28 protein-coding genes are annotated in these 24,970 nt (G+C 69.2%); 11 read left to right on the forward strand and 17 right to left on the reverse strand.

The features are described from left to right. The first annotated feature begins 361 nt into the window (after window positions 1–361). On the forward strand, window positions 362–2,584 hold the full coding sequence (locus tag BP05_RS05150) for a choice-of-anchor Q domain-containing protein (RefSeq protein WP_496361151.1): 2,223 nt from the start codon (window positions 362–364) through the stop codon (window positions 2,582–2,584). Window positions 2,585–2,759: 175 nt separating this feature from the next. Here the strand turns inward: BP05_RS05150 and BP05_RS05155 are convergent, their stop codons facing one another. Beyond that, window positions 2,760–3,188, reverse strand: a complete 429-nt coding sequence (locus tag BP05_RS05155; protein ID WP_496361153.1) for a helix-turn-helix domain-containing protein — start codon at window positions 3,186–3,188, stop codon at window positions 2,760–2,762. A 65-nt stretch (window positions 3,189–3,253) separates the two neighbouring features. Between BP05_RS05155 and BP05_RS05160 the strand changes: the two genes are divergently transcribed. Further along, the gene (locus BP05_RS05160; protein ID WP_496361155.1) at window positions 3,254–4,117 is read left to right on the forward strand and encodes a class I SAM-dependent methyltransferase; all 864 of its coding nucleotides are present in this window, start codon (window positions 3,254–3,256) and stop codon (window positions 4,115–4,117) included. Window positions 4,118–4,177: 60 nt separating this feature from the next. Here BP05_RS05160 and BP05_RS05165 read toward each other — a convergent pair whose 3' ends face one another. Beyond that, window positions 4,178–4,699 (reverse strand): hypothetical protein, encoded by a 522-nt coding sequence (locus BP05_RS05165; protein WP_496361157.1) that lies wholly within the window; start codon window positions 4,697–4,699, stop codon window positions 4,178–4,180. 86 nt (window positions 4,700–4,785) lie between these two features. Between BP05_RS05165 and BP05_RS05170 the strand changes: the two genes are divergently transcribed. Continuing rightward, complete coding sequence (locus BP05_RS05170) at window positions 4,786–5,025, forward strand: DUF1653 domain-containing protein (protein ID WP_496361159.1); 240 nt, start codon at window positions 4,786–4,788, stop codon at window positions 5,023–5,025. Between the two features lie 91 nt (window positions 5,026–5,116). Here the strand turns inward: BP05_RS05170 and BP05_RS05175 are convergent, their stop codons facing one another. Next, on the reverse strand, window positions 5,117–5,653 hold the full coding sequence (locus tag BP05_RS05175) for a tetratricopeptide repeat protein (RefSeq protein WP_496361161.1): 537 nt from the start codon (window positions 5,651–5,653) through the stop codon (window positions 5,117–5,119). Window positions 5,654–5,834: 181 nt separating this feature from the next. On the opposite strand from BP05_RS05175, the gene BP05_RS05180 reads away from it, so the two are divergent. After that, window positions 5,835–6,506, forward strand: a complete 672-nt coding sequence (locus BP05_RS05180) for a hypothetical protein (protein WP_496361163.1) — start codon at window positions 5,835–5,837, stop codon at window positions 6,504–6,506. 214 nt (window positions 6,507–6,720) lie between these two features. Then, a complete protein-coding gene (locus BP05_RS05185) occupies window positions 6,721–8,022 on the forward strand; it encodes a DUF763 domain-containing protein (RefSeq protein ID WP_496361165.1) in 1,302 nt (433 codons plus the stop codon). 276 nt (window positions 8,023–8,298) lie between these two features. On the opposite strand, the gene ald is transcribed toward BP05_RS05185, so the two are convergent. Continuing rightward, on the reverse strand, window positions 8,299–9,417 hold the full coding sequence (gene ald, locus BP05_RS05190) for an alanine dehydrogenase (protein WP_496361167.1): 1,119 nt from the start codon (window positions 9,415–9,417) through the stop codon (window positions 8,299–8,301). Window positions 9,418–9,571: 154 nt separating this feature from the next. Between ald and BP05_RS05195 the strand changes: the two genes are divergently transcribed. Next, entirely contained in the window at window positions 9,572–10,045 is a 474-nt protein-coding gene (locus BP05_RS05195) for an Lrp/AsnC family transcriptional regulator (protein ID WP_496361168.1), read from the forward strand. Between the two features lie 104 nt (window positions 10,046–10,149). Continuing rightward, window positions 10,150–10,770 carry a LuxR C-terminal-related transcriptional regulator gene (locus BP05_RS05200; protein ID WP_496361170.1) on the forward strand — a complete coding sequence of 207 codons (621 nt, stop codon included), beginning with the start codon at window positions 10,150–10,152 and terminating at the stop codon, window positions 10,768–10,770. Window positions 10,771–10,773: 3 nt separating this feature from the next. Here BP05_RS05200 and BP05_RS05205 read toward each other — a convergent pair whose 3' ends face one another. The 5 genes from BP05_RS05205 to BP05_RS05225 form a co-directional block, all read right to left on the reverse strand. Next, window positions 10,774–11,076 carry a hypothetical protein gene (locus tag BP05_RS05205; protein WP_496361172.1) on the reverse strand — a complete coding sequence of 101 codons (303 nt, stop codon included), beginning with the start codon at window positions 11,074–11,076 and terminating at the stop codon, window positions 10,774–10,776. Window positions 11,077–11,162: 86 nt separating this feature from the next. Further along, complete coding sequence (locus BP05_RS05210) at window positions 11,163–11,372, reverse strand: dodecin (protein ID WP_496361174.1); 210 nt, start codon at window positions 11,370–11,372, stop codon at window positions 11,163–11,165. Between the two features lie 134 nt (window positions 11,373–11,506). After that, complete coding sequence (locus BP05_RS05215; protein WP_496361176.1) at window positions 11,507–12,307, reverse strand: thiol:disulfide interchange protein DsbA/DsbL; 801 nt, start codon at window positions 12,305–12,307, stop codon at window positions 11,507–11,509. A 167-nt stretch (window positions 12,308–12,474) separates the two neighbouring features. Beyond that, complete coding sequence (locus BP05_RS05220) at window positions 12,475–13,830, reverse strand: hypothetical protein (RefSeq protein WP_496361178.1); 1,356 nt, start codon at window positions 13,828–13,830, stop codon at window positions 12,475–12,477. 157 nt (window positions 13,831–13,987) lie between these two features. After that, the gene (locus BP05_RS05225; protein WP_496361179.1) at window positions 13,988–14,566 is read right to left on the reverse strand and encodes a manganese efflux pump MntP; all 579 of its coding nucleotides are present in this window, start codon (window positions 14,564–14,566) and stop codon (window positions 13,988–13,990) included. A 114-nt stretch (window positions 14,567–14,680) separates the two neighbouring features. Here BP05_RS05225 and BP05_RS05230 point away from each other — a divergent pair, with 114 nt between their 5' ends. Further along, window positions 14,681–15,136 (forward strand): hypothetical protein, encoded by a 456-nt coding sequence (locus BP05_RS05230; RefSeq protein WP_496361180.1) that lies wholly within the window; start codon window positions 14,681–14,683, stop codon window positions 15,134–15,136. A gap of 118 nt (window positions 15,137–15,254) precedes the next feature. Here the strand turns inward: BP05_RS05230 and pepQ are convergent, their stop codons facing one another. The 8 genes from pepQ to rph form a co-directional block, all read right to left on the reverse strand. Further along, entirely contained in the window at window positions 15,255–16,589 is a 1,335-nt protein-coding gene (gene pepQ, locus BP05_RS05235; RefSeq protein ID WP_496361182.1) for a Xaa-Pro dipeptidase, read from the reverse strand. A gap of 105 nt (window positions 16,590–16,694) precedes the next feature. Continuing rightward, complete coding sequence (locus BP05_RS05240; protein ID WP_496361184.1) at window positions 16,695–17,039, reverse strand: PilZ domain-containing protein; 345 nt, start codon at window positions 17,037–17,039, stop codon at window positions 16,695–16,697. Beyond that, complete coding sequence (locus BP05_RS05245; protein ID WP_496361186.1) at window positions 17,036–19,285, reverse strand: DUF1631 family protein; 2,250 nt, start codon at window positions 19,283–19,285, stop codon at window positions 17,036–17,038. The genes BP05_RS05240 and BP05_RS05245 overlap by 4 nt, the downstream gene beginning before the upstream one ends. Window positions 19,286–19,440: 155 nt before the next feature. After that, a complete protein-coding gene (gene hemW, locus BP05_RS05250; protein WP_496361188.1) occupies window positions 19,441–20,673 on the reverse strand; it encodes a radical SAM family heme chaperone HemW in 1,233 nt (410 codons plus the stop codon). 2 nt (window positions 20,674–20,675) lie between these two features. Further along, entirely contained in the window at window positions 20,676–20,975 is a 300-nt protein-coding gene (locus tag BP05_RS05255) for an antibiotic biosynthesis monooxygenase family protein (RefSeq protein WP_496361190.1), read from the reverse strand. A 4-nt stretch (window positions 20,976–20,979) separates the two neighbouring features. After that, window positions 20,980–21,576 (reverse strand): RdgB/HAM1 family non-canonical purine NTP pyrophosphatase, encoded by a 597-nt coding sequence (gene rdgB / locus BP05_RS05260; protein WP_496361522.1) that lies wholly within the window; start codon window positions 21,574–21,576, stop codon window positions 20,980–20,982. Window positions 21,577–21,587: 11 nt separating this feature from the next. Next, window positions 21,588–21,980, reverse strand: a complete 393-nt coding sequence (locus BP05_RS05265; RefSeq protein WP_496361192.1) for a VOC family protein — start codon at window positions 21,978–21,980, stop codon at window positions 21,588–21,590. Between the two features lie 115 nt (window positions 21,981–22,095). Then, window positions 22,096–22,827 (reverse strand): ribonuclease PH, encoded by a 732-nt coding sequence (rph, locus tag BP05_RS05270; protein ID WP_496361194.1) that lies wholly within the window; start codon window positions 22,825–22,827, stop codon window positions 22,096–22,098. Window positions 22,828–22,921: 94 nt separating this feature from the next. Here rph and BP05_RS05275 point away from each other — a divergent pair, with 94 nt between their 5' ends. The 3 genes from BP05_RS05275 to rpoZ all read left to right on the forward strand — a co-directional run bounded on the left by BP05_RS05275 (window position 22,922) and on the right by rpoZ (window position 24,847). Next, a complete protein-coding gene (locus tag BP05_RS05275) occupies window positions 22,922–23,782 on the forward strand; it encodes a YicC/YloC family endoribonuclease (protein ID WP_496361196.1) in 861 nt (286 codons plus the stop codon). Window positions 23,783–23,793: 11 nt separating this feature from the next. After that, on the forward strand, window positions 23,794–24,411 hold the full coding sequence (gene gmk, locus BP05_RS05280) for a guanylate kinase (RefSeq protein WP_496361198.1): 618 nt from the start codon (window positions 23,794–23,796) through the stop codon (window positions 24,409–24,411). 136 nt (window positions 24,412–24,547) lie between these two features. Continuing rightward, entirely contained in the window at window positions 24,548–24,847 is a 300-nt protein-coding gene (gene rpoZ, locus BP05_RS05285; protein ID WP_386754466.1) for a DNA-directed RNA polymerase subunit omega, read from the forward strand. Window positions 24,848–24,970 lie beyond the last annotated feature (123 nt).

The raw sequence follows: 24,970 nt of genomic DNA on the forward strand, positions 1-24,970 counted from the left end.
GCGTGCGGGCCGGGTCCAGCCGTGACGCAGCGCACGCTTGGCACGTTCCATTCCATCGCCCTTGGCGGCCTTAGCCGCGACGGCCGGCGTTTGCGCCGATTCACGGGGTAAAGACCGCGCCCGGCAGCGGCGACTGTGACGCGCGTCCAATCGCGTTTCCCAGTTCAGATTTCACATTCACTACTGCGCGCTGAACGAGAACGGCCTTGAGCGCCTCAGCGGGCGGTTGCGCGCGCGCCGCGTCCAAGCCCGGCCCGAACTGTGGCCGCACGCACAAACCCGCCAAAACCCCGTCCCTACAGTCCGCCCCGGCCTTGAGGGAGGCGCCAACCAACCGTCAATCACACGGAGTTGTCCTCCCATGTCTGTCGCGACCCTTCGCACCCGCAAGCTCTCCAAGGTCATCCTCTCGCTTCTTCTGCCGTCGATTGGCCTGGCCGCTTTCGGTGCCGCCAATGCCAGCACGTTCTACGTGCGCGCCGACGGTGGCGATGCGTCCCAGTGCAACGGTCGCGCCGACGCCGCCTATCCGGGCAGCGGCACCGCGCAGAACTGCGCGTGGAAGAACCCCAACATCGCGCTGCCGAACTCCGGCACCGCGCGCATCGCGGGTGGCGACACCCTGCTGATCGGCGCCGGTACCTACCAGATCGGCAGCGGCGGCTACATGCAGCCGATTCCGAGCGGCACCTCGAGCGCCAAGACCCGCATCCTCGGCAATGGCAGCACCGCGCCCAAGCTCGTCGGCATCGCCGGCGTCCATCGCGTGCTCAACCTCGACGGCAGCTCCAACGTCGAAGTCGGCAACCTGGAAGTCACCGACAACAGCGACTGCGTCTACAACCATTCGCAGGCGGCGGTGGCGTGCACCAGCACGATGCCGTGGGCCCGCGTCGGCCTGTACGCGCGTTCGTCCAGCAACGTGTGGCTGCATGACCTCAACATCCATGGCATGGCCAAGAACGGCGCGAACGCCGGCGGCCTGACCAACTGGACCATGGAGCGCGTCAAGCTCAACAAGAATGGCGCCGCCGGCTGGGACGGCAACATCGGTACGGTTGCGCCCAATGGCGGGCAGATGATCCTGCGCAACATGGAAATCGCCTGGAACGGCTGTGGCGAAAAAGTCGCCACGGGCGAGCCGTGGGCGTGCTGGGCGCAGCAGACCGGCGGTTATGGCGACGGCTTCGGCACCACCGACACCGGCGGCCAGTGGCTGGTCGAAGATGCCTTCATCCACCACAACACCTCCGACGGTCTCGACCTGCGCTACATGGATGGCGCCGACACGACCAACGTCGTCCTGCGTCGCATCTACTCGGTCGCCAACGCCGGCAACCAGGTCAAGATCAAGGGCAACTCGCTGATCGAGAACTCGGTGCTGGTCGGCCAGTGCACCTACTTCCGCGGCAAGTTCTACATGACCGAAGGCGACCTGTGCCGCGCCTACGGCAGCTCGCTGCTGCTGATCCTGACCGGTGGCGACACCGCGACGGTGCGCCACAACACCATCGCCGGCGAAGGCGATGCGCAGATCGCGTACGGCGAAGGCACCTCGACCGACAAGGTCTACGTGCAGAACAACCTGGTGGTCGGCTTCCCCTACTACGCCAACACCGCCAGCAACACCCTGTTCGCGGGCGGCAGCGCCCCGGCGGTGAAGTCGTTCTCCGGCAACATGGGTTGGAACGCGCGTTCGTGCCCGTCTGGCAGCACCTGCACGCAGAACCCGAACCTGAAGAACATGACGCTGGCGTCGTTCGATGCCGAACCGCAGTCGGGCAGCCCGGTGATCGACAAGGCGCCGATGATCAGCGCCGTGACGACCGACTTCGTGCTGGGCCAGCGTCCGACCGGCGCCGCCAATGACGTCGGTGCGTACGAGTTCGGCGCGGGTTCGTCCACCACCCCGCCGCCGCCGCCGGCACCAACCTGCACCCACGCCGCGCCGACCCTGACCGTCACCGGTCCGACCGCTGCAGTGGCCGCCGGCACCGCCAACACCTACACCCTCAGCCTGAAGAACAACGACAGCAGCGCCTGCACGAGCACTGCGTTCGCGCTGGCCCGCACCGTTCCGTCGGGTTGGACCGGCACGCTGTCGTCGAGCTCGCTTGCGCTGGCACCGGGTGCGAGCGGTAGCGCCACCCTCGTGGTGACTTCGGCCACCAGCACCGCCGCGGGCAGCTACGGCATCGGCGTGGGCACGAGCAGCGCCGCGGGCAGCGAACACACCCAGAGCGCCTCGACCACCTACTCGGTTGCCGCCGCCGTTGTTGCGCCGATCACCGAGACCGTGGGCACCGACAAGGCCACCTACAAGGCCGGCGAAGCGGTGGCTGCCAGCGCCCGTGTCATGCAGAACGGCGTGGCGGTTGCCGGCGCGCAGGTCAGCTTCACCATTACCAAGCCCAGCGGCAGCAACGTGGTGCTGCGGGCCGTGTCCGACGCCAATGGCTATGCCCGCGTCTCGTATGCAACCGCCAAGGGCCAGGGCGCCGTCGGCACCTACCAGCTCAGCGCCGCGGCCAGCAGCGGTGGCCAGACGGCCAGGGCGACGGCCAGCTTCTCGGTCTACAAGTAAGCCGGCCGATCAGTTCAAGGGGTAAGAGGGAGAGGGGCCCCGGAGAAATCCGGGGCTGCTTTTTTTTGCGCCGCCAGCGACGACATCGCACCGGATGCGTCGCCGGCGATCATGGGGAGGTGGTCGCACGACGCGTGGACGAACTGTCGGCGCACGCGATCCCGCTGGTGTCCGCTCATCGCGGCAACCAGGCCTTTTTCGGTGGCGCGCCGAGCTTGCCCGTCGATGCCGTGCGCAGGATGCGACGGAAAGTGGGGCACTCCATGTGGCTGGGGGCGCGGCACGCAGCGGCGTGGCGCAGGCCGTCGCGCATCACCGCAAGTTCGCGGATCCGCCGGTCCAGGGCGTCGGCTTTTTCCAGCAGCCTGCCCCGATCGATGCGGGGCGCGTCCGCGGAGAGCATCGTGGCGATCTCGTCGAGCGAAAAGCCGGCGGCGCGGCCCAGCGTGATCAGCGCCAGTCGCTCCAGCACGCCGGCATCGAACACACGGCGCAGGCCATGCCGGCCGATGGACGCGATCAGGCCTTTTTCCTCGTAGTAGCGCAGGGTCGAGGCGGGCACGCCGGCATGCTGTGCGACCTCGCCGATGTCCAGCTCCGCCATCCGCTTGACCTCAAGTCGACTTGAAGTGGCACGTTGCGGCTTCCTCCCCGCGAAGGCAAGCGACGATGACCATCCATGCCCTACCTCCCATCCCCGGCGGCGAACAGGCCGCGCTCTGGAACGGCCGTTCCGGGCGCGCCTGGGTCGAGGCGCAGGCGCTGCTCGACCGCATGCTGCAGCCGTTCGAGGATCTGCTCCTGGCGGAGGCAGAAGCCGGCGGCGCCGGGAACGTGCTCGACGTCGGCTGCGGCACCGGAAGCACCACGCTCGCGCTCGCCCGCCGCGCCGGAGCGCGGGGCCGCAGCGTCGGCATCGACATCTCGCAGCCGATGATCGATGCCGCGCGCATCCGTGCCGGGCAGGAAGCATCGAGCGCCGCCTTCGTCTGCGCCGACGCGCAGTCGCACGCGTTCGATGCGGCCGGTTTCGACCTGGTCGCCTCGCGCTTCGGCGTGATGTTCTTCGACGATCCGCCGCGAGCGTTCGCCAACCTGCGCCGGGCGGCGCGTGACGATGCGCGGCTGTGGTTCGTCGCCTGGCGCGGGGTTGCCGACAACCCGTTCATGACGGCCGCCGAGCGTGCCGCGGCCCCGCTCTTGCCCGCGCTGCCACCGCGTCGTCCGGATGGGCCCGGCCAGTTCGCCTTTGCGGATCCGCAGCGCATCCACGCGATCGTCGCGCAGGGCGGCTGGAATGCCATGGGGATCGCGCCGGTCGACGTCGAGTGCGGTTTTCCCGCCAGTGGCCTCATGCGTTACGCGAGCCGGCTGGGGCCGGTGGGCCTGCTGCTGCAGGAAGCCAACGCCTGTACCCGCAAGCTGGTGCTGGAAAGGGTGCGGGCCGCGTTCGATCCCTACGTGCATGGCGACGAGGTGCGCTTCACCGCCGCGTGCTGGTTGGTGACCGCACGCGCGGGCAGTAACGGCTGATGTCTTACGGACGGGCGCGGGGCGGCGCGATTGCGCGGCGGCTGCGAGCCCCGCGCGGTCTCACGGCTTGCGCTTCTTCTTCGCTTTCGCCTTCTTCTCCTTCGCCTGTTTCTCCTTCGCCTGTTTCTCCTTCGCCTGGCGCGCACGCACGCTGGCGATCTCCGCCGGCAACTCGCGTTGCAGTAGCGCCAGCAGGTCCGCCGTCGCCTCGGTGTCGATCGGCTTGCCGGCCGGCGTGGTCGCCGTGACTTTCGTGGTCAGGCGGTTGCCCGTCACCGCGGCCGGCAGCGCCTTGGTCAGGACCAGGAACTCCACGCCGCGGTAGCGCAGCGAGTACAGGTCGAGCATCTGTGCGCGGCCCTGGTATTCAACCCCGGGCGTGCGCACCGCAATCTGCCCGACCGCGTTCCAGGTATCGAGCTTGTCGGCCTCGAGCGTGAATTCGCCCCGCGTGGCGAGCGGCGGCTGCGCGGCCGGTGCGGCCGGCGCGGCCGCCGGCGCTTCGGCCCGCGGCGAGACGTTGCGGCATCCGGCCAGCAGCAGGACGGGGAGGAGGCAGGCCAGGCGCATCGTGTGGTCCATGAGCGGGATTTCTCGCATGGCCGGCGTCAGGCCACGGCGAAGGCGGCGCCGGAGCCTTGCCGGCGACCATGGGCTACCCTGCGCGCATGACCGGCCTGTCCCCGCTTCCCCCACTGCCTCCGGGCCGCTATCGCCACTACAAGGGCAAGGACTACGAAGTGCTCGGGGTCGTCCGCCACAGCGAGACGCTGGAGGCGCTGGTCCTGTATCGGGCCCTGTACGGCGACGGCGGGCTGTGGGTACGGCCGTACGCGATGTTCGTGGAGCCGGTGCTGGTAGAAGGCCACGCGGTACCGCGCTTCGCACCGGTCGACGGCACGCCCTGAGCCTTGGGCAAGGCGTTCTCGGGCTAACCCACCGCCAAAGGAAAGGCCGGCCCCCGGGGCCGGCCTTTCGCCGATCACGACGCGCGCGGACTTACTCCTGCGGCTTCACGCCCAGGTACGCGCCGGCCATGTGCTCGGTCATCCAGGGGTCGTTGTCCTCGAGCTCGATCGCGCGCGCGAACATGCGCTCGGCGGTCGCGCGATCGCCCTGCAGCATGTAGTACGCGCCGACTTCCGCGAAGCCCTTGGCATCGTCGGGATTGCGGGCGAGGAACTGTTCGAACAGCGGCTTCGCCTTGGCCCATTCGCCGGCCTCCGCGTACACGCGGGCAATGCGGTAGACGTCGCTGTCCTCGTGCTTGCCGGCCAGAACCGCATCGAACACCGCCTGGCCTTCAGTCTTGAGGCCGCCGAGGTAATACACGCGGCCGGCGCCGATGCGCTCCCAGCTGCCGTTCTTTCCCGCCTGCGCCAGGGCGAGCTCCAGTAGGGCCTTGCCCGCATCCTGCGGGGCCTTTTCCTGGTAGGTCGCCGGCGTGGGCGCGGGCTTTTGTGCGCCGTGGGCCATGCCGATGCCGGCAGCAAACAGGAATGCGGCTGCGGTCGCCGCCGTAATGCGCTTGGTCATGCAAATCTCCCCTAGTGAATGGCGGTACGCGCTCGACGCGTTCCCGAGTCGTCCATCGCCCGTACCGGGCCTGGCCGCAGCCCAAGTCTAGCGGCGCCGAGCGACTTCTTCCCGCACATGCCGGGCCGGGCCGCACTCGGCGGGATAAAATTTTCCGACACATTCCCCGAGGCGCCGAGCGATGCAATGGCCGCTGCGATGGTTGCTCAGCCTGGTCCTGTTGCCGGCGCTCCCGGCCATGGCCGGCGCGCTGTCGCCGTCGCGCCCGCCGTCGACGGATCCGCCCGGTTCGCACGGCATGCTCGTGGTCGGCACCGACGTGGTGTACCTCTCGCACCTGCCGATGTTCCATTCGCCGCACGACTACCAGCTCATCTTCGAGGCGGGGCTGCCGGAGCGCGTGCTGGCCGCCTACCGCCGCGACAGCCGTGCGCATCCCGGCATGTATTACACGCTGGTGCCGAGCGCACGCTGGGTGTTGCCGGACACGGTGCGCGATGGCGCAAGCTTTGCCGCCGACCTGTATCGCGGCCACTTCGAACGCGGCGGAAAGCCGATCAGCAAGGGCGTCACCGTGACGGTGCGGCGCATCGTGCACTTCCGCCGCTTCGATGCCGGCCGCGCGCCCGATGCGACGCAGTGGATCGGCTTCGGTCGCGGCCGCGAGCACTTCCTCGCCCATCGCATCGAAGCCGCGCCCGACATGGACCAGGTGGTGCAGGGGTCGGTGGCCTCGCCCGAGGGACAGGCCGTCGGCGTGGCGCGGGGCGGTGAGCTGCGCGTGGGCGATGCGGTGCCGCAGGGCGCGGTCCGGCACGTGCTCTACACCGAGTACGGCGACCTCGCGCAGTGACGGCCGGCGTTGCGAGCTGCGCGTCGACGATCTGTTGACTGCCGGCACCCGTGCTGCTGCGCGACCCGCTCGGTAGCGTCGACACTGGCGCAACCTGCGGCGGGTCGGCGCGACGCCTGTGTTGCCCTGAACCGTTCACCCCGGCGCGCGCTGAATCTCACGCCGCGAGAAGCAAGGCGACGATCATGGCGACGATGAATCCCGCAGCACGACCATGACCCGCCGTTCCGGCAATGCGGACCTGCCCCTGCACGGCGGGCGCGTGCCGCGCTGGCTCGCCGAGCGCATGGCGAAGCTGGGTGCGGTGATGTGCCAGGCGATCGTGCTCGAATACGGGCGCGACGAACTGCTGCGCCGCCTGGCGCATCCGTTCTGGTTCCAGTCCTTCGGTGCGGTGATGGGCATGGACTGGCATTCCTCGGGCATCACCACCAGCGTGATCGGTGCGCTCAAGCGCGGGCTGGCGCCGTTGTCGAACGAACTCGGCCTGCACGTCTGCGGTGGGCGCGGCCGGCATTCGCGCGCCACGCCGGGCGAACTGTTGGCGATCGGCGAGCGCGTCGGCCTCGATGGCGCCGCGCTGGCGCAGGCGAGCCGCCTGGTCGCCAAGGTCGACAGCGCCGCGGTGCAGGATGGCTTCGACCTCTACCTGCACGGCTTCATCGTCGCCGACGACGGCCGCTGGGTCGTCGTGCAGCAAGGCATGAATGGCGAGCGCCGGCAGGCGCGGCGTTACCACTGGCTGTCGGAAGGGCTGACGAGTTTCGTCGACGATCCGCACACGGCGGTCGAGGGGCCCGGCCAGGGCCGCATCGTCAACCTCGCCGATGCGCGCGCGGCACGATCACGCGAGGCGCAGCTGCAACTGCTGGCGACCTTGCCGCCGGAGGCGATCGCGCGCGAGTTCGCCAGGCTCGAGGCGGCCGAAGCGCCGCCGGCACAGGCGCGGGACCGCGCGGTCATGCAGGGCGCGCAGTTGGAATTGCTGCCGCACCTGGTCTTGCCCGACCGCCACGACGTACGCGCCTCCGACGTGGTCGTGCGCCGCCTGCACGGTGCGCTCGCCGCGGCCGCGGAGCAGGGTCCGCGCGATTTCGCCGGCCTGCTGCAGGTCCCCGGCGTCGGCGCACGCACCGTGCGCGCGCTGGCGCTGGTGGCCGAGGTCATGCACGGCACGCCGTGCCGCTTCACCGATCCGGCGCGCTTCGCGCTCGCCCACGGCGGCAAGGACCGGCATCCGTTTCCAGTGCCGACCAAGGTGATGGACCGCACCATCGGCGTGCTCAAGTCGGCGGTGTGCAACGCGAAACTCGGACGCGAGGAAGAACTCGCCGCCCTGCGCCGGCTGGACGCGCAGGCACGGCAGCTGGAGCGCACCGCGACCGGGCCGTCGGTGGAGGCCTACATCGCCCAGGAGCGCCGCGACTCGCACGCCCATGGCGGGCGCAGCATCTTCGGCTGGGAGCCGCCGCCGTGCGAGGTGGCCCCGGACGCGGACCAACGCAGGCTGGGCTGAGGCATTGCGCGGCGCGTGCGACTGCCATGGCCCTCGCGCATCGGTTGGCGCGCAGGCACTGGAGGGGAGCAGGCGATGCCGAGAGATTCCGCGCACGACTGCGGCGACGCCCCGGGTACGAACAGCGACACCGGCGACGCGCCTGACCTCTCCAGCGAGTGAGCGGCCGCGGCTTGGTCGAAGTCCGCGGCCCCACGCTTCCAGCCCGCGGCGGCGAAAAACAAAAAAAGGGACGGGGCTCGCGCCGCCGTCCCTTTTCGTTGCTGCGCTATCGGCTCAGAGGCCGATGGCCTTCTCCGCCGGCACGTACGCCAGGTTGTGCGCCTGGGCGACGGGTTCGCAGGTGACCTGGCCTTCGCAGACATTCAGGCCGTTGCGCAGGTGCACGTCCTGCGCCAGCGCCTTCTGCCAGCCGTAGTTGGCCAGCGCCAGGGTGAAGGGCAGGGTCACGCTGTTGAGCGCGAAGGTCGAGGTGCGCGCGACGGCGCCCGGCATGTTCGCCACGCAGTAGTGCACGACGCCGTCGACGACGTAGGTCGGATCGGCATGCGTGGTGGCATGCGAGGTTTCCACGCAGCCGCCCTGGTCGATGGCGACGTCGACGATGACCGCGCCCTGCTTCATGGTCTTGACCATTTCCTTGGTGACCAGCTTCGGTGCGGCGGCGCCCGGGACCAGCACGGTGCCGATCAGCAGGTCGGCGCGCCGCACCAGTTCCTCGATCGCGGCACGGGTGGAGAACACGGTGGAGATCGAGGTGCCGAACTGCGCGGCCAGGCGCTTGAGCGCATCGGCCGAGCGGTCGACGACGGTGACCTTGGCGCCCATGCCGACGGCGATCGTGGCCGCGTGCGTGCCGGACACACCACCGCCAAGGATCACCACTTCAGCGGCCGACACGCCCGGCACGCCGCCGAGCAGTACGCCGCGGCCGCCCTGGGCCTTCTCCAGCGAATGCGCGCCCACCTGCGGGGCGAGGCGGCCGGCGACTTCCGACATCGGCGTCAGCAGCGGCAGCGAGCCGTTGGGCGCGGTGACGGTTTCGTACGCGATGCAGATCGCGCCCGAGTCGATCAGGTCCTTGGTCTGCGGCGCATCGGGGGCGAGATGCAGGTAGGTGAAGAGGATCTGGCCACGGCGCAGCTTCTTGCGCTCCTCGGCCAGCGGCTCCTTCACCTTCACGATCATGTCGGCGTCGGCAAAGATCTGGTCGGCGGTGTCGATGATCTTCGCGCCAGCAGCGACGTAGTCGGCATCGGACAGGCCCGCGCCGAGGCCGGCGCCCTTCTGCACCAGCACTTCATGACCGTGGTGCACGAGTTCCAGCACGGACGACGGAATGAGGCCGACGCGGTACTCGTGGTTCTTGATTTCCTTGGGTACGCCGATACGCATGAGTGGGATCTCCCGGTGGGTGGGCGTCGGGCGTCCCGACGTTTTGAGGTGTGGGAGTATGGGCGAAGGTTTGCGCATTTTGTCGCTAATTTCGTTGACCTGCCGGCGCGTCTGTCGCATGGTTGTTCGTAATTCGACCAATCGATCGAACAATATGCGAACTCTGGAACCGGCCATCGACGAGCGCGACCGCGCCATCCTGCGCCTGCTGCAGGAAGACGGGCGCCTTACCAACATGGAGCTGGCGCAGCGGATCAACCTCTCGCCCTCCGCCTGCCTGCGCCGGGTCAAGCTGCTGGAAGAAGCCGGGCTGATCTCGCGCTACGTGATGCTGCTCGACGAGAAGGCGGCGGGATTGCCCGGCACCGCCTTCGTCCTGGTCACGCTCGACCAGCAGGGGCGCGCGGCGCTGGATGCCTTCGAGGCAGCGATCCAGCAGCACGCCGAAGTCACCGAATGCTGCCTGCTGGCCGGCGCCGCCGACTACATGGTGCGGGTGGCGTACGCGGATTCGGCCGACTTCGAGCGCATCCACACCGAGATCCTCACCCAGCTGCCAGGCGTGGTGCGCGTGCAGTCGACGCTGGCATTGCGCACCGTCAAGAAGACCACGGCGCTGCCGGTGTAGGCGAACGCCGGTGCGCGACTGCCGTCGTTGGCCGCCGCGCCGCGGTCGAGGTTGGCGGGGCCCGGGTAGGGAAATTCGCCCGCACTGGGGGTAGGGTGGCGCTCGTGACAAACCCGCGCGGCCGCCCACGCTTCGACGACCTGCTCACGCCCGCGGAATGGCGCGTGCTCGAAGCGGTGCGGCACGGTCTGAGTAATCCGCAGATCGCGCAGCGGCTGGGCGTGAGCGTGGATGCGGTCAAGTACCACGTCGCCAACACGCTGCAGAAGCTGGGCATCACCGGGCGCGCCGGACTGCGCGCGTGGACCGGGGTCCGTCGCGACAGCGCCCTCCATCGCAAGGCTCACGCCATGAACAGCAACGAGATCGCCCTGGGCCCGGTCGGCCAGATATCGCGCAGCGTGAAGGACATCGCCGCCGCGCGCGCGTGGTACGCCGACGTGCTCGGGCTCAAGCACCTGTATTCGTTCGGCAACCTCGCCTTCTTCGATTGCGGCGGCCTGCGCCTGTTCCTCTCGGAAGGCGACGGCGCAGCCGATTCGATCCTCTACTTCCGCGTCGACGACATCCGCGCCGCGCACGCGGCGCTGGCCGCCCGCGGCATCGAGTTCACCCATGCGCCGCACCTGATCCATACCCACGCCGACGGCACCGAGGAATGGATGGCGTTCTTCAAGGACAACGACAGCCGGCCGCTGGCACTGATGGCGCAGGTGAAGGCCTGAGCGTCAGGGCCGGCGCGGACGCCGTCGCGCGCGGGCGAGTTCCTCGATATCGCTGACGCGGAATTCCACCGTGACCCGGCTGCCCGGCATCACGCCCCAGCGGATGCCGATGCGCGCCAGCCGTGCCTCGACATCGGCGCGCTGTTCGGGTGGCGCAATGGCGAGGATCGCGTCGTGGCGCTCGGCCCACGCGCTGGCCAGCGCGAACACGCTGGTATGTCGCAGGTAGAGGTGCGGCATTTCCGCTTCCAGGTCCCGCAGGCGCGCCTCCACGGCGGCATCGTCGGTCGCATCGATGGAAGACATGGCTTCCCCCTGACGTGGACGATCCATGTCGGTGGCCCGCCGGCCGCGTCGTGCGACCGCTTCCCGGGCCGGAGCATAGCGGTCGCTCATTCCTCGAGTGTGAAGCCCACCTTCACAGTGACCTGCCAGTGCGCCACCTTGCCCTGCTCCACGTGGCCGCGCGTCTCCACGACCTGGAACCAGCGGATGTTGCGCATCGAGACGGACGCGCGCTCGATGGCGGTGCGCACGGCGTCGTCGCTGCTCGTCTTCGAGGAGCCGGTGAGTTCGAGGGACTTGTAGACGTGGTCGGTCATGGCGGTGCTCCGGGGCAGGCACCTTCAACCAACGCTGGCGCCATGCCGCTCCGGTCACCCCCGGAGCCCAACGAAAAACGGCCGGGGCGTGCGCACCCGGCCGTACTCGCTGCTGGTCTGCGGGATCGCGCGGATCAATGGCCCTGCGCGGCCCGCTCCATCGCGATCAGGTGGTCGGCGATGCGCAGCTTTTCCTCCCAGCCGCCCTTGCCGGTGACACGGTACTTGCCGTCGATCACGAGGGTCGGCGTGCCGGTCACGCCGCTGCGGATCATGAACTGCTTGCCGCGGTTGACCTTGGAGTTGACCGCGAAGCTGTTCATCTGCGCCAGGAACTGCGCCGGATCGGCGCCGTAGCTCGCGTAGAAGTTGGCGATCTTCTGCTCGTCGGGCTTGTCGCCTTCGCCCGGCATCGTGTGCTGCACGTGGATGGCGTTGACCAGGGCGTCATGCGAGCGCTTGACCAGACCCATCGCTTCGGCGACGTAGAACCCCTTTGCGTACGGATTCCATTCCGGGCCGAACGGCGCGGGCACGTAGGTGAAACGCACGTCGGCCGGGAGCTTCTTTTCCCACTCGCTCACGACCGGGTGGAAGCTGGCGCACGCCGGGCACACGTAACCGAAGACCTCGACCACTTCGATCTTGCCGTCGAGCGGCTGGTACGGCTGGCCGCCGGCGATCTCCTCGTAATCGGTACCGAGCACCGGGGCCGGGCCCTTGGGTGGGACCACCGGATTGTTGTTGGGCGCCTCGGGCTCGGCCGCGACGGGCGCAGCCGCGGCCGGCGCCGGGGTGGCGGGTGCGGCTTCGGCCGGCGCCGGGGCCGGAGCAGTCGCGGTGGCGGGCGGCGCGGCGGCTTCGGGCGCCTGCGGTTGCGAACAGGCGGACAGGGTCAACACGGCAAGGAGCAGGGAAGCCAGGCGCACATTCATCGGATCAAGTCTCTGCGTGGGCGGGAGCTGGCGCGCGGTTCGCGCCGGTGGGAGGCAAGGATAGCCGCCGTGCCCGGGCGGTGCGACTACGGCAATTGGCGCGTGTGTTCCGATGGAGAAAAAAATGACGCCCGGCAGGAACCGGGCGTCGTGGCCGTGCGGGTGACTCAGTACGGACGCAGGTTGAGGATTGCCTGCAGCACCGACCCGAGGATCACGTAATTGCCGTCGTCGAAGCGGCCATAGCGGTAGCCGCGGCCATATCCGTCCTCGTAGCCGCGCCGGAAGGCCTGCCGGAAGTAGTGGTTGTATTCGGCCTGGTCGACGTAATAGCCGTAGTAGCCGTAATTCGCATCCATGTAGGCGAAGTTGTTCCGGTAGTCGTAGCGCCAGCCGTCGTAGCGGTCGGCTTCGCCGGCGCGGTAGCCCTGGTCGTAGCCAAGGCGGATGGCCTGCTGCAGCAGGTCGGCCGCGTATCGGTTGACCTCGTACCAGCGGCCGGCGCGCAGGTAGCGGTAGCTCGGCGGCGTATAGAAGTACGGATCGTTGGCGTAGCTGTAGTTGCGCGAATACCAGCGATCCTGCATCTCGCGCTGGCGCTGCCAGTATTGCTGCTGGTAGCGGTACTGGCGCATGCGGCGCTCGTGCTGGAGGGCGTTGATGCGCGCGCGTTCGGCCGCCTGGCGCGCTTCGGCCTCGCGCCGGTACTGCGCGGTGCGCTGCCGCTGCAGTTCGATCCGGCGCTGGCGTTCCTGTTCGGACAGGCGGTCGCGGCGATCCTGGTCGTGGCGTGCCTCGTCGTAGCGTGACTGGTCGCGTGCGTCTGCATCGCGGCGTCGATCGCGCAGGGCGTCCTCGCGGCGTTGTTGGTCGCGGCGCGCCTGTTCGCGGCGGGCATCCGCCTGCGCTTCGTCGATGGCGCGGCGCCGCGCATCGACGGCGTTCTCGCGGTCATGCTCGCGACGGTCCGCCTCGCGACGGTCCGCCTCGCGACGGTCGACCTCGCGGCGTGCCGCCTGCTCGCGGTCAACTTCGCGGCGATCCGCGTCGCGCTGCCCGGCCTGGCGTTGCTCGAACTCGCGACGCTGCTCGGCCTGGCGCTGTGCGTCGTCGCGGATGCGATCGCGCTCCTGGCGCTGACGCGTCTCCGCGCGCTCGCGATCGCGTTCCATCGCTTCGTCGCGCTGTTGCATCGCGCGGGCCTGCGCGGCCTCGCGCCGCTGCTCGACATCGCGGGCCTGGTCGGCCTGGCGTGCGGCACTGCGCGCCTGGGCGTCCTCGCGCTCGCGGACCTGCATGGCGCGCGGGTCGGGACGCGCGGCAGCGTCGTTCTGTCGATCGGCAGCGCGCTGCGCATCCTCACGGGCCTTGCGCTGCTTGGCCCGCTGTTCGTCCTGGCGTTCTTCGTTCTGGTTCTGGTCCTGGCCGCGGTCGTGCTCGCGGGCTAACACCGGGGCGGCCAGGCCGATCGCCAGGGCCAGCACGGTCGCGCGGCCCAGGAGCGATGGATTCGAGGTTTTCATTGCGGTCTACCTGCTTGGTTGCGGCTGAGCGCAGTTAGCGACCGGCGCGCTTAATCCTTTCTGAGAATTTCACGCACACCCCAAGCCTGTTCAGCTTGCGCTGGGCTGGCGGACGGGAGCCGCCCGCAATGGCGCAATTGCCGACCGGAATCCGTCGTCAGCCCGCCGCCGCGTGCAGGTGCTCGTAAAGGATCGCGCCGCCAACGGCGATCAGGATCACGCCGCCTGCGATCTCGGCACGCCTGCCGATCATCACGCCCAGCGCGCGGCCAAGCATGACCCCCAAGGTCACCATGACGAACGTGCACAGGCCGATCACCAGCGCCACGACGCCGATGTGGACGTCGGCGAACGCCAGGCTGACGCCGACGGCCATCGCGTCGATGCTGGTGGCCAGGCCAGCGATGGCGAGCTTGGCGATGCTGGGGTTGCCATTCGCCTCCTTGCCGGCGTCCTCCTCGCCGGGGTGCAGCGCCTGCCAGATCATGTGCAGGCCCAGCGCGGCGAGCAGGGTGAAGGCGATCCAGTGGTCCCAGGCTTCGATGAAGCGGGAGGCCGCGGTGCCCAGCAACCAGCCGACTACCGGCGTGATCGCTTCGACCACGCCAAACACCAGGCCCGCGCGCAGCGCCTGGGACAGGCGCGGCCGGGTCATGGCCGCGCCCTTGCCGATGGCCGCGGCGAAGGCGTCGGTGGACATGGCCAGGCCGATGAGCAGGATGGATAGCGGGTTCATCGCAGGCGCCATTCGCAAATGGCGGCCATGATCGCGCATCCACCCACCCTAGGCGACGACGGAATCGTGCCCACCGGCACCGGCCTTCGCACCGCGAGCGCGTAGCATGTAGCCATGGCCGCGGCAGGCGGCAGCGAGAAGTCCATGTCCCTGAACTCGAAAGCCCGGCGCGATGCGCGCAAGAAGAAGGTGGCCAAGCGCCCCATCCGCCGCCTCGGCGCAGCGCTGCAGCCGCACGCGCAATTGGAAACGCCGGACGGCAATACGATCGGGGGCGCGGGCTGGCGCGACGGGGAATGGCTGACGGTGCTCGGTGGCCAGGTGGCGACACGCACGCCGAGCGCGGCGATGACCCTGGCCATGCTGCGGCACGTGGTGGCGGTCCAGGAACAGGCCGGGATCGAACTGAAGCTGACCTTCTCGCCTGCGATGGAAACGGCGGCGACCCGCGAGGCGCAGGCCGCAGGCCGCACGCTGGAGGAATACCTGCTGATGCTGGAGCAGGAGCGCCGGGAGCGCCTGGAGCCCGCCGAGCCGCCCGGCGCGGACGGCGCCGAAACGCGCCACTGAATCGCCGGCGCGCCGGCGCGCGCGGGCCCTTGTCATCGCAGTCATTCCTGCGCCGGCCATGCGGTAGCAGCGACGCCGGCCTACCTGCAGGCCGACGCCGATGGGCCCGACCGGCCGACTACGGCGCGGCGGCGAATTGCTCCCGCGTGAGGTTGAGCGGCTCGCCCTCGGTGCAGACCACGTCGTCCTCGATGCGGATGCCGCCGTATGGCTTGAACTGCGCGACGCGATCCCAGTTCACGCTCGGGCCCAAGCCCTTGTCCTTCAGTTCCTCGAGCAGCATGTCGATGAAATAGAGGCCCGGCTCGATCGTCACCGCCATGCCCGGTTCGAGCACGCGGGTGAGGCGCAGGTACGGATGGCCCTGCGGCTTGGCAATCGTGCCGCCGCGATCGCTCTGCGCAAACCCGGCGACATCGTGCACCTGGAGGCCAATGCCATGGCCGATGCCGTGCGGGAAGAATGCGCTGCTCACGCCCGTCTCGACCGCGACCTCGGGCGACACGTTGATCAGGCGGAATTCGCCGAGGATCCGCGCCAGCGACAGGTGCGCGTCCAGGTGCAGCTGCTTGTAGTCGAAACCCGCGCGCACCTGCGCGCACATCGCCTGTTGCGCGCCGTCGACCGCGTCGATCAGGGCCTGGAATTCGCCGCCGCGATCGAACGCATGGGTGCGGGTGATGTCGCTGGCGTACCCGCGGAAGCTCGCGCCCGCGTCGATCAGGAAGCTGCGCGCCTGCTTTGGCGGCAGGCGGTCGCGGTCGGTGTAGTGCAGGATCGCGGCGTGCTCGTTGAGGGCCACGATGTTGTTGTACGGGAGGTCATTGGCGTCCTGCAGCGCGGCCTGGCAGTAGACCAGGTGGATGCCGAATTCGCTGGCGCCGGCGCGGAACGCGCGCTCCGCCGCGCGATGCGCGCGCACGCCGATGCGCGAGGCCTCGCGCATCATCTCGATTTCGTAGGGCGTCTTGAAGGCGCGCTGGTATTCCAGGTAGGCGACCACCGCGGGCGGATTGTTCGCGGCGAAATCGCCGAGCGTACTTTGCGCCTCGCCGAGGATCGCGCAGCGCGCGCTATCGCGCGGGAGATGCTGCAGCGCTTCCTCCGGCTTGCGGATCACCACGATGTCGAAGTGCTCGGTCCAGTAGCCGTTCGGGGATTCCGGCACCGCGTGCCAGTAGTCGAAGGGCTGCAGGTAGATGATCCTGGGACGCTGCCCGGGCGTGGCGACCAGCCAGCTGCCGGGATTGCGCGTCAGCGGGGCCCAGTGCTTGAACTGCGGATTGACTGCGTAGGGATAATCGCGGTCGTCGAACAACTGGTAGTGCAGGGTCCCGCTGGGAACGACCAGGTGGTCGAAGCCGCCGCGCTGCAGCGCTTCAGCGGTGCGCTCCTGCAGCGTCTCCAGGTGTTGCGGGAACAATGCGGCAAGGGTGCTCGGGGTCCGGCTCATTCGCGATCAACCATGTGGGGTCGAACGGATTTTACGGCCTGGCCACCCCGCGCCGCGTGCAGGAAGTCCTGCGCTTTCGTCCGGTGCGCCGGTGCGCACCGCGGGTCAGGCGTAGTGGCTGCCGGGTGCGTCGATCCAGCGGCGCAGCTGATGCATCTGCTGGTCGCTCATGGTGATGAAGCGGAAGCCGGTCCAGGCCTGGCCGGGAGCGCTGGCCTGGTCGCGCCACAGCAGGTGCGCACCCACCTCGAATGCCGTCCGGGAACCGCCATCGGGCAGCGCGAAGCGCAACTGGTAGAGCGCGTCCACCACCAGCGGCGCATTGGACATCACCAGGATTCCGCTCTCGGACACGTTGCCGAGGTGGCCGATGACGGCGTCGGTCATGCTGTCGGTGACGTGGATGACCTCGGCGACCTGGCGACGACGGCTGCGGCGGAACTCCTTCATGCCTGTTCTCCCTTGCGCGGCCCGGCCGATTCCGTCGAATGCTTGCTGCCCACGAAGCCGCGCAACACGCCGAGCGCGCTGTGCCAGGCGCGGTCGACCAGGCTGCTGTGCTCCACGGTCACCATGCGCATCTGCCCGCTGGCGAGCATGCGCGCCAGGCTGTCGAGCGACTGCTCGCCGACGCGTTGGCCGCGCTGGTTCACGAACAGGGCATGGTCGGTCATCGGGCTGTACCAGGACAGGCGCCGCCGCACGACGTCGCCCTGCTGGTTGGTGATGAATTCGAACCAGGCGCCGAATGGCAGCGTCCGCAGCATGTCGTAGGCCGCCTGCTCGCGTTCGTTGCGGGGCGGCAGGACCGGCTTTTCGGGCGACGCTTCCTGCCCCAGGCGACCGCGTGCCTTCAATCGCATCGCCAGTTCGGTGCGCGATGCCGAATCGTTCTCGTCGTCGTCCACGTTCGCGGTCAGGCGGCGGGCGATGTCGCCTGCCTCGTCGCTGTGGTAACCCACGAGCATGAGCGAATGCTCGATCTGGTCCGCCAGGCGGGCAGGCGGCGAAGCCGGATGGTTCAGCGACGTCGCCCGCACGATCGCGGTGGTGGATTCCAGCTGTTGCTGCCACTCATCGGAATCCTCGCCGTTGCGCAGCAGCACGAGCGTCAGCACGTCGGTCCAGGAGTTCGCCAGCAGGGTCTGGACGAAGCGCGGCAGCTTGTGGTCTTGGGAAATCCCGCTGATGACCTCGGCGGCGCGGCGCTTGGCCAGTTCCAGCTTTTCCTTGCCACGGGCGGCTTCGACGTGGCGGCGCTCGGCCACCTCGGCCCGGCGGGCCAGGCCGTGCAGGTGCTGCTGTACGCGCTGGTTGGCGGCGTCGAAGACATTGGTGTCGCCCTCGTAATGCGCGACGACATCGTCGACGGCATGGACGAGCTGGTCGTTGAGCTGCGCGTCGACCTCATCGTCGCCCACCCAGTTGGCGTTGGACTCGGCGACCGCATTGAGCAGCTGCCGTGCCGGGTGGCTCTGGTGGACGAAGAAGCCGCGGTCCTTCAGCACGAGTCGCAGCAGCGGCACCACCAGCTTGTGTACCAAGCGGTTGCCGGGCGCATCCTGGCGCAGCTCGCGCTGGATCTCGGCCATGAGGATCGCGAGCAGCTCGAATGCATCGTTGTCCTCCCGCGACAAGGCAGTGGCCTGGCCATGGGCCTGGCGGCTCTGCGCGAGCAGCGCCTGGCGCACGTCGTGCACGCTGCGCGGGCGCGAGGCCTCGCTTGCGGGCTCGCGCGGCGAGGACTGCATGCGCGCCAACGCCTGCATCACGTCCTCGGTACTGAGCTGCGCCCGCGCACCGGGATCGGTGTTGCCGGGGGTGAGCTTGTGCAGCAGGTCGCGGCGCGAGGCCAGCATCTCCTGCAGCAGGGTGAAGCTTTCGGGGCTGTCGTGATGGCCCTCGTCGCCGCTGAACCAGCCGGTGTAGGGCGTGTTGCGCGCGCTGTCGGCCTGCGCGCGCGCGTTTTCGCGGCGTTCGCGCCCGGCTTCGCCCGTGAGTTCCGATTGCAGTGCCGGGCGCACCCGGATCGGCACGTAGGCCAGGTTCGGCAGCACGTTCTCCCGCGCCAGCATGGCGTTCATGGCTTCGACCAGCTGCGCGTAGCCATTGAGGGCGTAGTGGTCGAAGCAGCGGAACAGCTCCAGTCGCGGCTGCAGTTCGATCTGCAGGACGCGGCTGGCCTTGGCGAGGATTTCCCCGAGCTGGCGCGGTCCGACCGGCAGGCGTTCGGCCTCGAACGCGGGCGAGCCGGCCAGTACGCCGAAACGCTGGCCCAGCAGGTGCAGCGGCAGGCTGGTGCGTGATTCGTGGCGGGACGCGATCGCGCGCAGCACCGCTTCCTCGTCCAGTTCGTGATCCTCGACCAGGCGCAGGTTGCCGAAGTGCAGGTGGCCCGTGGTCTTTCCCGGCGGCGGAGGCGGCTCGCGGATGCCCGCCAGGGCGGCTTCCAGCCCGCTAAGGAATTCGGGGATCAGGTCGGCGCGGTTCTGGCGGACCAGGCGCAATGTGTCGAAGTAGGCCTGCTGCGTGCCCGGATTACCCGCCTGGTCGGCGAGCCGGAACTGCTGCTGCTCGAATTCGGCAAGCATCCGCTCCAGCGCCCGCGCCATTTCGTCGGCCGTGAGGTTGTAGATCTGCTCGAGCGCACGCCGGACCCGGCGCGGCAACTGCGCGGCGGCCAGGGTGGGGTGCAAGGCTGAGTGTTCGAATGTCACCGACATGCATCCTGTCCCCGGGGCGCCCGGATTGTGACCACGATCTTAATCACGGCCATGGCATGGCTGCCAGCGGCACCCCCCTCAGGGAGACGCAAAAATCGCACCAACTCCGGTCATGCGTCCGTGAAATATCAGAGGAACAGGGACACCAGGTCGTTGTTGAACCGCCGGCCAGCCTCGGTGGGACGCACCTGGCCTGCCTCGATCGCCAGCCAGCCGTTGCTGACGGCGTGCGCCAGTTGCGGGCCGATCGCTTCGACGGCCAGCCCCGTCCGCGCCGCGAACAGGGGAAGGTCGAACCCATCGACCAGGCGCAGCGCGTTGAGCATGAACTCGAACGCCCGGCGTTGCGGTTCGATGCGGTCGTCGCCGCCGATGGCTTCGGCCCGTCCGGCCGCGGCCAGGTACGCCGCCGGATGTTTGACCTTCCACCGCCGCAGGATGCTCTGGTCGTGCCCGAGGGTGAGCTTGCCGTGCGCGCCGGCGCCGATGCCGAGGTAATCGCCGTAGCGCCAATAGTTGAGGTTGTGCGCGCACTGGCGTCCGGGCCGGGCGTAGGCGCTGACCTCGTACTGGCCGTAGCCGTGGGCGGCGAGCAGGGCCTGGCAGTGCTCCTGCATGTCCCAGCTGCTGTCGTCGTCGGGAATGCCGGCCGGGGGCCGGGCGGCGAACACGGTGTTGGGTTCCAGTGTCAGCTGGTAGTGGCTGACATGCGCCGGCTGCAGGGCTAAGGCCCGCTCCAGGTCGCGTTCGGCCATGGCCAGCGTCTGTTGCGGCAACGCATACATCAGGTCCAGGTTGATGTTGTCGAAGCCGGCGTCCTGCGCCAGCTTCACCGCCGCATCCGCCTCGCGGCTGTCGTGGATGCGGCCCAACCGCTGCAGGCAGCCGTCGTCGAAGCTCTGGATGCCGAAACTGAGCCGGCTGACGCCGGCTTGGCGGTACAACTCGAACCGGCCGTGCTCGGCGGTCCCCGGGTTGGTCTCCAGCGTGATCTCGCAACCGGGCGCGAAGCGCAGGCGGCTGCTGGCGCCCTGCAGGAAGCGGTCGATGAATTCCGGCGGGAACAGGCTCGGTGTGCCGCCGCCGAAGAACACGGTCTGCACCGTGCGTCCCCACACCAGCGGCAGGTCGTGGTCGAGGTCGGCGAGCAGCGCATCGACGTAGGCAGCGAACGGCAGCGCGCCGCGGCCTTCGTGCGAGTTGAAATCGCAGTACGGGCATTTGCGCACGCACCACGGCAGGTGCACGTACAACGACAGCGGGGGTGGGTGCAGCGGCACGGTGGCGATGCCTTGGTCCGCGCGCGGCTGGGTGTCCGGCAGCTGGGTCGCCGGGCCGGGGGTCGAGACGGACGAAGACATGGTCATGGGGCCGTGTACACGCCGATACGGCGTTCGGCGGAAGTGAGTGCATCGCCAATCGCATCAATCTGCGCGTAGCGGGATTTGGCCCCCGTGAGGAAGCGTTCATAGGCCTCCGGCGACGACCAGCGATCGATGGTGGCGAAGCGGGCCGGATCGTCGGCGTCGCGCAGCAGTTCGGTGCCGAGGTAGCCGTCATGTTCGCGGAACAGCGCCACCCAGTCGCCGTCGGCGCCATACAGCGCGACGAACGCCGCTTCGCAGCCTGCACGCACCTCGTATTCCCAGATCACCGCGAACATGGCGTCACAGCCGGGTATCGGCGAGCTTCTGCCGCAGCAGCGCCAGCGCACGGCCGCGATGGCTCAGCCGGTTCTTGATCGCCGGCTCGAACTCGGCGGCCGACAGGTTGTTCTCCGGGTCCAGGAACACCGGGTCGTAGCCGAATCCGCCGGTGCCGCGCGGCGCGTCGAGGATCACGCCCGACCAGCGGCCTTCGGCGATCAGCGGCTGTGGATCCTCGGCATGGCGCAGCAACACGATCACGGCCACGAAATGCGCGGTGCGTTGCGCCGCCGGCACGTCCTTCATCGCCTCGAGCAACTTGGCGATGTTGGCCTGGGCATCGCCGTGCGGGCCGGCGTAGCGCGCCGAATACAGCCCCGGCGCGCCGCCCAGCGCGTCGACGCAGAGGCCGGAATCGTCGGCGAGCGCGGGCATGCCGGTCGCGCGCGCCGCGTTGCGCGCCTTGAGCAAGGCGTTCTCGACGAAGCTGAGGCCGGACTCCTCGACGTCGGCGACGCCCAGTTCGCCCTGGGTGATGAACTCGTAGCCGGCTTCCCCGAGCAGGTCGCGGAACTCGGCCAGCTTGCCCTGGTTGCTGCTTGCAACGACGAATTTCACTGCCTGGTGGCTCACGCGTTCAGTTCGATCAGGTCCCAGCGGTTGCCGTAGAGATCCACGAATACCGCCACCGTGCCATAGGCTTCGTGCCGCGGTTCTTCGGCGAAGCGCACGCCGCGTTCGCTCATCGCGGCATGGTCGCGCGCGAAGTCGTCCGTGTGCAGGAAGAAGCCGACGCGGCCGCCGACCTGGTCGCCGATGCGCGTGCGCTGCGCCTCGGTATCGGCGCGCGCGAGCAGCAGCGCCGTGCCGCTGGCGTTCGGCGGCGCCACGCGCACCCAGCGCTTGCCGTCGCCCAGGTCGATGTCCTGGAGCAGGGTGAAGCCCAGCACCTGGGTGTACCAGGCAATGGCTTCGTCGTAGTCGCCGACGAGCAGCGCGATGTTGGCGAGATGTTGCTTCATGGGATCCTTGTTGCGGCGACGGAACGCTTCCGCCGTCCGCGGTTGGCCAATCAGGTGCCGCAGCGCCATCCCGGGGGCGCTGGTCGCTCCCCCGGGGTCAACGCCGCGCATGGGCTCAGGCGGCCAGCGCCTCGCGCTGCTTCCGGATCAGAGCGGCGATGCCGGCGTCGGCCAGGCCCAGCAGGGCGTCGAGTTCGTCGCGACGGAATGCATGGCCCTCGGCGGTGCCCTGCAGTTCGATGAATCCGCCGCCGTCGTTCATGACGACGTTCATGTCGGTATCGCAGTCGCTGTCCTCGGCGTAGTCGAGGTCGAGCACGGGTACGCCGCGGTAAACGCCGACCGAGACCGCCGCAACGGCGCCGACGACCGGGTCCGTCGTGATCATCCGCTTCGCCTGCATCCAGCGCACCGCATCCACCAGTGCGACGTAGGCGCCGGTGATCGCGGCCGTGCGCGTGCCGCCGTCGGCCTGGAGCACATCGCAGTCCAGGGTGATGGTGCGCTCGCCCAGCGCCTTGCGGTCGACGCAGGCGCGCAGCGCGCGGCCGATCAGGCGCTGGATCTCCAGGGTGCGTCCGCCCTGCTTGCCACGCGCGGCCTCGCGGTCGTTGCGGGTGTTGGTGGAGCGGGGAAGCATGCCGTACTCGGCGGTGACCCAGCCTTCGCCCTTGCCGCGCAGGAACGGCGGCACCCGGTCGTCGACGCTGGCGGTGCACAGGACGCGGGTGTCGCCGAAGCTGAGCAGCACGGAGCCTTCGGCGTGGCGCGTATAGGCGCGTTCGATGCGCACGTCGCGCAACTGGTCGGCGGCGCGGCCGCTGGGACGGAGGAGGGGGCTGTTCATCGCGTGCAGTCTAGCAGCGGCGCCCGCGCTGCCCCCGGCCGGCCACGGCGCCGGGCAATGGCATACTGCGCGCCCGCAACCGCCGGAGCCCCGCATGATCCGCAGCATGACCGCCTTCGCCAGTGGCGAACGCGCCACGCCCTGGGGGACGCTCGGCTGCGAACTGCGCTCGGTCAACCACCGCTTCCTCGAGATCGGCGTGCGCCTGCATGACGATCTGCGCTCGCTGGAGCCGATGTTGCGCGAACGCATCGGCGCCCGCATCACGCGCGGCAAGCTCGACCTGACCTTGCGCCTGCGCGCTCCGGAAGGCGGCAACAGCCTGCAACTGGATCCCACCCGCCTGCGCGAACTCAGTGAACTGGCGATCGACATGGCGGCGCGCTTCCCGGGCCTGCATACCGAGTTCAGCCAGTTGCTGCAGTTCCCGGGCGTGCTGCAGGCGCCCGCGAGCGACGCCGCGGCGTTGCAGGAGCAGGCGCTGGCGCTGCTGGACGAGGTGCTGGATGAATTCGTGACCTCGCGCGAACGCGAGGGCGGCAAGCTCGCGGCGGTGATCAACGAGCGTGTCGACGGCATTGCCCGGATCGCCGGCGAAGTGCGCACGCTGATGCCGGCGATCCGCGCCGGCCAACGGCTGAAGCTGGAAACGCGCCTGGCCGATCTGCCGCAGCCGCTGGATCAGGGCCGGCTGGAGCAGGAACTGGTGCTGTGGCTGCAGAAGCTCGATGTCGAAGAAGAACTCGACCGCCTGGATTCCCACGTCAGCGAAGCGCGCCGCGTGCTCAAGCTGAAGGAGGCGGTGGGCCGCCGCCTGGACTTCCTGCTGCAGGAATTCAATCGCGAAGCCAACACGCTGGGCTCCAAGTCGGTGGACGCACGCAGTTCCGCGGCGGCGGTGGAACTGAAGGTGCTGATCGACCAGGTCCGCGAGCAGATCCAGAACATCGAGTGACCCGACCGGCCATGCGCGGAACCCTCTACATCGTCGCGGCGCCCTCCGGGGCCGGCAAATCCAGCATCGTCAACGCGGTGCTCGCGCGCGACCCCAACATCTGCCTGTCGATCTCGTTCACCTCGCGCCAGCCGCGCCCGGGCGAGCGCCATGCCGAGCACTACCACTTCGTCAGCGCCGCCGAGTTCGAGGCGATGGTTGCCGCCGGCGACTTCTTCGAGCACGCGCTGGTGCACGGCGACTGGAAGGGCACCGCCCGCCAGTCGGTCGAGCCGCAGCTGGCCGCGGGCAAGGACGTGCTGCTGGAAATCGACTGGCAGGGCGCGCGCCAGGTCCGCGCCAAGGTGCCCGATTCGGTCAGCGTGTTCATCCTGCCGCCCTCGCGCGAGGCGCTGGAGCAGCGCATGCGCATCCGCGCGCAGGACAGCGACGAGACGATCCGCCAGCGGCTGGATGCCGCGCGCGAGGAGATGTCGCATTACACCGAATTCGACTACGTGATCGTCAACGAGCACTTCAATGTGGCCGTCGACGAGATGTGCGCCATCTTCACCGCCAGCCGCCTGCGCCGCGAGCCCCAGGTGGCGCGCCATGCGCGGCTGATCACACAGCTGCTGGTCGATGAATGACCGTGGGGTGCGCCGGGTTCATGCCCTAACGCACTGATTTATAAGGAATGGGTTGCTTTCCGCCGGCCGGGGCCCTTACAATCCATGCCCCCTCAAAGCCTGTATGGACGGCCGGACCGGCCGCCCGGGAGTCTCCATGGCCCGCATCACCGTAGAAGATTGCCTGGAAGTGGTCGATAACCGCTTCGAACTCGTCATGATGGCCGCCAAGCGCGCGCGCCAGCTGGCCAACGGCGTCGAGCCGATGCTCGACAACAGCGAGGCCCAGGACAAGCCGACCGTGCTGGCGCTGCGTGAGATCGCCGCGCGCCGCATCGACACCGATTACATCGACGCCGTCGAGAAGTCCGAGCGCGAGCGCAAGGAACGCGAGGCCCTGGAATGGGCCGCGGCCGAAGTGGTCGCCGACGACGACATGTCCAAGGGCGACGACTGAGCCCCGGGACCGGTTCCCGCTCCGTTGTTGTACGACGGCCCCGCCCAGCGGGGCCGTTCGCGTTTTGGGCGCCTGGATTCAGCTGGCTTCCGTTGCGCCGCATCCATCGCGCCCTTAGATTCC

It is taken from the genome of Lysobacter oryzae DSM 21044, assembly GCF_059568595.1.

Excerpts from the sequence above, each read along its gene's own strand:
- BP05_RS05150 (WP_496361151.1), top strand. The coding sequence starts at position 362 with ATGTCTGTCGCGACCCTTCGCACCCGCAAGCTCTCCAAGGTCATCCTC.
- BP05_RS05155 (WP_496361153.1), bottom strand. The coding sequence starts at position 3,188 with ATGGCGGAGCTGGACATCGGCGAGGTCGCACAGCATGCCGGCGTGCCC.
- BP05_RS05160 (WP_496361155.1), top strand. The coding sequence starts at position 3,254 with ATGACCATCCATGCCCTACCTCCCATCCCCGGCGGCGAACAGGCCGCG.
- BP05_RS05165 (WP_496361157.1), bottom strand. The coding sequence starts at position 4,699 with ATGGACCACACGATGCGCCTGGCCTGCCTCCTCCCCGTCCTGCTGCTG.
- BP05_RS05170 (WP_496361159.1), top strand. The coding sequence starts at position 4,786 with ATGACCGGCCTGTCCCCGCTTCCCCCACTGCCTCCGGGCCGCTATCGC.
- BP05_RS05175 (WP_496361161.1), bottom strand. The coding sequence starts at position 5,653 with ATGACCAAGCGCATTACGGCGGCGACCGCAGCCGCATTCCTGTTTGCT.
- BP05_RS05180 (WP_496361163.1), top strand. The coding sequence starts at position 5,835 with ATGCAATGGCCGCTGCGATGGTTGCTCAGCCTGGTCCTGTTGCCGGCG.
- BP05_RS05185 (WP_496361165.1), top strand. The coding sequence starts at position 6,721 with ATGACCCGCCGTTCCGGCAATGCGGACCTGCCCCTGCACGGCGGGCGC.
- ald (WP_496361167.1), bottom strand. The coding sequence starts at position 9,417 with ATGCGTATCGGCGTACCCAAGGAAATCAAGAACCACGAGTACCGCGTC.
- BP05_RS05195 (WP_496361168.1), top strand. The coding sequence starts at position 9,572 with ATGCGAACTCTGGAACCGGCCATCGACGAGCGCGACCGCGCCATCCTG.
- BP05_RS05205 (WP_496361172.1), bottom strand. The coding sequence starts at position 11,076 with ATGTCTTCCATCGATGCGACCGACGATGCCGCCGTGGAGGCGCGCCTG.
- BP05_RS05210 (WP_496361174.1), bottom strand. The coding sequence starts at position 11,372 with ATGACCGACCACGTCTACAAGTCCCTCGAACTCACCGGCTCCTCGAAG.
- BP05_RS05215 (WP_496361176.1), bottom strand. The coding sequence starts at position 12,307 with ATGAATGTGCGCCTGGCTTCCCTGCTCCTTGCCGTGTTGACCCTGTCC.
- BP05_RS05220 (WP_496361178.1), bottom strand. The coding sequence starts at position 13,830 with ATGAAAACCTCGAATCCATCGCTCCTGGGCCGCGCGACCGTGCTGGCC.
- BP05_RS05225 (WP_496361179.1), bottom strand. The coding sequence starts at position 14,566 with ATGAACCCGCTATCCATCCTGCTCATCGGCCTGGCCATGTCCACCGAC.
- BP05_RS05230 (WP_496361180.1), top strand. The coding sequence starts at position 14,681 with ATGGCCGCGGCAGGCGGCAGCGAGAAGTCCATGTCCCTGAACTCGAAA.
- pepQ (WP_496361182.1), bottom strand. The coding sequence starts at position 16,589 with ATGAGCCGGACCCCGAGCACCCTTGCCGCATTGTTCCCGCAACACCTG.
- BP05_RS05240 (WP_496361184.1), bottom strand. The coding sequence starts at position 17,039 with ATGAAGGAGTTCCGCCGCAGCCGTCGTCGCCAGGTCGCCGAGGTCATC.
- hemW (WP_496361188.1), bottom strand. The coding sequence starts at position 20,673 with ATGTCTTCGTCCGTCTCGACCCCCGGCCCGGCGACCCAGCTGCCGGAC.
- BP05_RS05255 (WP_496361190.1), bottom strand. The coding sequence starts at position 20,975 with ATGTTCGCGGTGATCTGGGAATACGAGGTGCGTGCAGGCTGCGAAGCG.
- BP05_RS05265 (WP_496361192.1), bottom strand. The coding sequence starts at position 21,980 with ATGAAGCAACATCTCGCCAACATCGCGCTGCTCGTCGGCGACTACGAC.
- rph (WP_496361194.1), bottom strand. The coding sequence starts at position 22,827 with ATGAACAGCCCCCTCCTCCGTCCCAGCGGCCGCGCCGCCGACCAGTTG.
- BP05_RS05275 (WP_496361196.1), top strand. The coding sequence starts at position 22,922 with ATGATCCGCAGCATGACCGCCTTCGCCAGTGGCGAACGCGCCACGCCC.
- gmk (WP_496361198.1), top strand. The coding sequence starts at position 23,794 with ATGCGCGGAACCCTCTACATCGTCGCGGCGCCCTCCGGGGCCGGCAAA.
- rpoZ (WP_386754466.1), top strand. The coding sequence starts at position 24,548 with ATGGCCCGCATCACCGTAGAAGATTGCCTGGAAGTGGTCGATAACCGC.